This is a genomic window from Pedobacter sp. 01N416 (genome assembly GCF_056399685.1).
This window is the reverse complement of sequence record NZ_JBFTRT010000578.1, coordinates 1-3144: the sequence shown is the minus strand read 5'-3', so window position 1 is coordinate 3144 and position 3144 is coordinate 1. Positions and strand designations below refer to the sequence as shown.

General features: G+C 38.8%; 3 protein-coding genes. All 3 read right to left on the bottom strand.

Annotation, left to right across the window (positions count from 1 at the left end):
- Positions 1 to 194: 194 nt before the first annotated feature.
- Positions 195 to 815, bottom strand: a complete 621-nt coding sequence (locus AC1DND_RS23950; protein ID WP_477585079.1) for a Crp/Fnr family transcriptional regulator — start codon at positions 813 to 815, stop codon at positions 195 to 197.
- A gap of 227 nt (positions 816 to 1042) precedes the next feature.
- Positions 1043 to 1312 (bottom strand): hypothetical protein, encoded by a 270-nt coding sequence (locus tag AC1DND_RS23945; RefSeq protein WP_477585078.1) that lies wholly within the window; start codon positions 1310 to 1312, stop codon positions 1043 to 1045.
- A gap of 564 nt (positions 1313 to 1876) precedes the next feature.
- On the bottom strand, positions 1877 to 3144 hold a 1268-nt coding region (locus AC1DND_RS23940; RefSeq protein ID WP_477585077.1), incomplete at its 5' end, for a GH92 family glycosyl hydrolase.

Genomic DNA, 3144 nt, shown 5'->3' with positions numbered 1-3144 from the left:
GTGTATAAATGACAAATTAACGGGTAAATTAAGACTGATTGGTAAGAAATCCCCCTTTTTTTGAATAAAATAGATCTTGTATTTATTTCCTGGTCTATTTTTGCTGATTTATCAAATGCATCAGCAGCCTTTAATATTTTCATGCCTTCAGCAAGATTTTAAACAATAAAATTAAAAATAACGCAGACTATGTTTTATATTCTTTTGTTTTCTACTGATCGGATCCTGCTTAGCGTTTCCAGTCTTAGGCCAAGGAACGAAGCAACATACCGGAGCGGTACACGGTTAATCATCCAGGGGAAAGCCCATAGCAGGTGTTTATAGCGGCCCGTCGCAGAGGGAATCTGGCAGATAAAGCCCCTGTTATACGCTCCYCTATAATGAAGCTCCATGATCTTTCTGCCAATAATGTTTGCCTCTGCAAAATTTTTATAAAGCATAGTCGTGAGTTCATGAGGTATGGCAATCAGCTCTACATCCTCTATTGCCTGGAGGTATTCGTCTGATTCTTCTTCAGTCCATAGATTGCGAATGGTCCCTACAATTTCGTTTTCCTGACAGATCCAGGAAGTGATCTCTGTTCCCGAGTCCTTATAGAACCCCCTTACTACTCCTTTTAAAATCAGGTAAAGATATCTATTACGGTCTATCGGAGAGATAATATATCTGTTCTTGCGGAAACTCACAGGAAAGGTGTGGCTATCGATAAGTGCCTCCATTTCAACAGTTAGGGGGTGAAAACTATTGTATAGGGCAATAAGTGGGGAAGCGCCGTTATAGGAGTCCCATTTGTTGTTTTCCTGCGCACCGGCCATGATTCTTTAGTTTAGCTTTTCAGATAAGATAAAAATAATTAAAAGACCAAACTTTTCAAATTTTCGTTGCTCCAGATTAATTGCATTGTCTTTTGATCTCAAGTAACAGTTGTCGGGAAAATTCAGCTGATCATAATAGTCCTCATCAAATACCGGGCCGTTAAGCTATATCACGGCTCATCAATATAAATTTTGGCGAAGATTAAAATGGCCTGTTTTTGTGGTAATTATTTGTTTTTGGCACTTAGCGATGTGCGTAAAGCGCCCGATAGGGCAAGCATTTCACATACTTTATCATTCCAGTCTATCAGTGCATCCTCAGGAGAGGTTCCAAGACCTGAAACATCGTGTTCCTCTTCAAAGGATAATACGGCATAATAACAATCACCGTCTTGATAAACGGAGGGTTTAAACTGCATTACAAATGTTGGTAACCTGTATTTGTTATAATCAAAATCTACCAGTTTTCCTGGGATCGTTCTGGCTTGCTGTTTCATAGCTTGCTATTTGTCGAAACTTTTTTGTTTACCTGTTTTCTGCCTAGGGTAGGCAAATGCATTTGTAAATTAGTCAATCAATGTTTCCTCAAGGTTAGCAGGTTATTGTTTGTTTGTTAAGTGTTTGGTGGAGCGTGCATCGACAAAAAAAAATACATGGTATGCTTTTCCTAAGATAAGGGTTCCCATTTGCCCAGAATCAATTTTTCGGGGATGTGTAGGCCGGTGTTTTAATATTGATGTTTTGAGCGATACGGTCAATGAATAAAGATATTTTTTTCCTCTTAATCTTTTTGGCTCAAAAACAGTCAAATCCTATCTATACCAATCTAACTATGAAGGTTGAAAAGAAAACTTTAAAAACATCAGATAAAACCGGTAATGAGGCGGGTGAAAATGTCTTTCCCAAAAGAATGATACTTTTTATCCTCGTGTTAAGTGCAATACTAATGATCTTGGTTTTGTTTAAAGATTAACTGGGGTTGAAATGTTTTTCTGTTATTTAGCTGTTTGGCTTCCTCTGAGCACGATTATTAATTTATGTTTAGATTGGTTTTTCAGGATTCAGAGCACGGCTGGTCGATCTTGCAGGTAAAAGATTAATTTTCCGCCTTGCACCAGCAATTGGTGTTTAATTTGGTTTTGGGTAAAAGGCTTTCCATTTAAACTGATTTTTGAAATGTAAATAGAATTTTTGCTCTTTTTAATGGCTGTTATAACTAATTTTTTGCCATTTCTGAAAGATATTGTAGCCTCTTTAAACAAAGGACTGGTGAGTTGATAGTTTCCTGAAACAGGATCTACCGGATAAAAGCCAAGTGCTGCAAATACATACCATGCCGACATTTGCCCCGCATCGTCGTTGCCACTTAAACCACCAGCGCCTTCCCCATACTCTTCAGCCAAAATGCGTGATACTTGCATCTGGGTTTTCCATGGAGAAGAAGTGTAGTTGTATAAAAATGGAATCTGGTGCCCAGGTTCATTCCCATGCCAATATTCTTTTTTATTAAAGAGCGAATCCAGTTCGTTTTCGAGATTTTTACGCCCACCCATCAACTTGATCAGTCCGGGCATATCATGCGGAACATAAAAAGTATATTGTCTTGGGGTTCCTTCTGTAATATAAGGTTCGCGGTGATCGGGATAAAAAGGCTTGTACCAGTTGCCATTGGCAAAACGCCCTCTAACCATTCCAACATTGGGATCAAAAACATGTTGGTAATTAAGCGATCGTTTTGATAGCTCCCGGTAATCGGCTTCTTTGCCCAAATCTTTCGCGATACTTGCGAGGGCATAATCATCGTATGCATACTCTAAGGTTCTACTTACCTGTTCCTTTTTATGAAAAGCGTTTGGGATACTGTCTTCTAATGGAATATAGCCATACTTTAAATAACTGTTAATTCCACGCCGGCCTTTTCCATTCAGATAATCGACAGAATCGGGCATTTGAAAGGCATTTTGCCTCATCAATCGGTAAGCTTCATTAATATCATAATTGCGGATCCCCTTATTATATGCCGAAGCGATGAAAGCAGTAGCATGATCGCCGATCATGGCGGCAGTATAACTGTTCCAGCAAGGGAAAATAGGCATCCAACCACCTTGCTGACCTTTTAATATCATCGAATTAACCAGGCTATTAGCTAAGTTGGGATTCAATAGTTCAATTAAAGGTAATTGCGCGCGGTAAATATCCCACATCGAAAAATCATCGTAATAATTGCCTTTATTTATTGTTTTGTTCTGATAATTTCCATCAAATTGCGGATATTTCCCATCTACATCATTGTATAGCCTGGGATGTTGCATGGCATGATAGAGGGCCG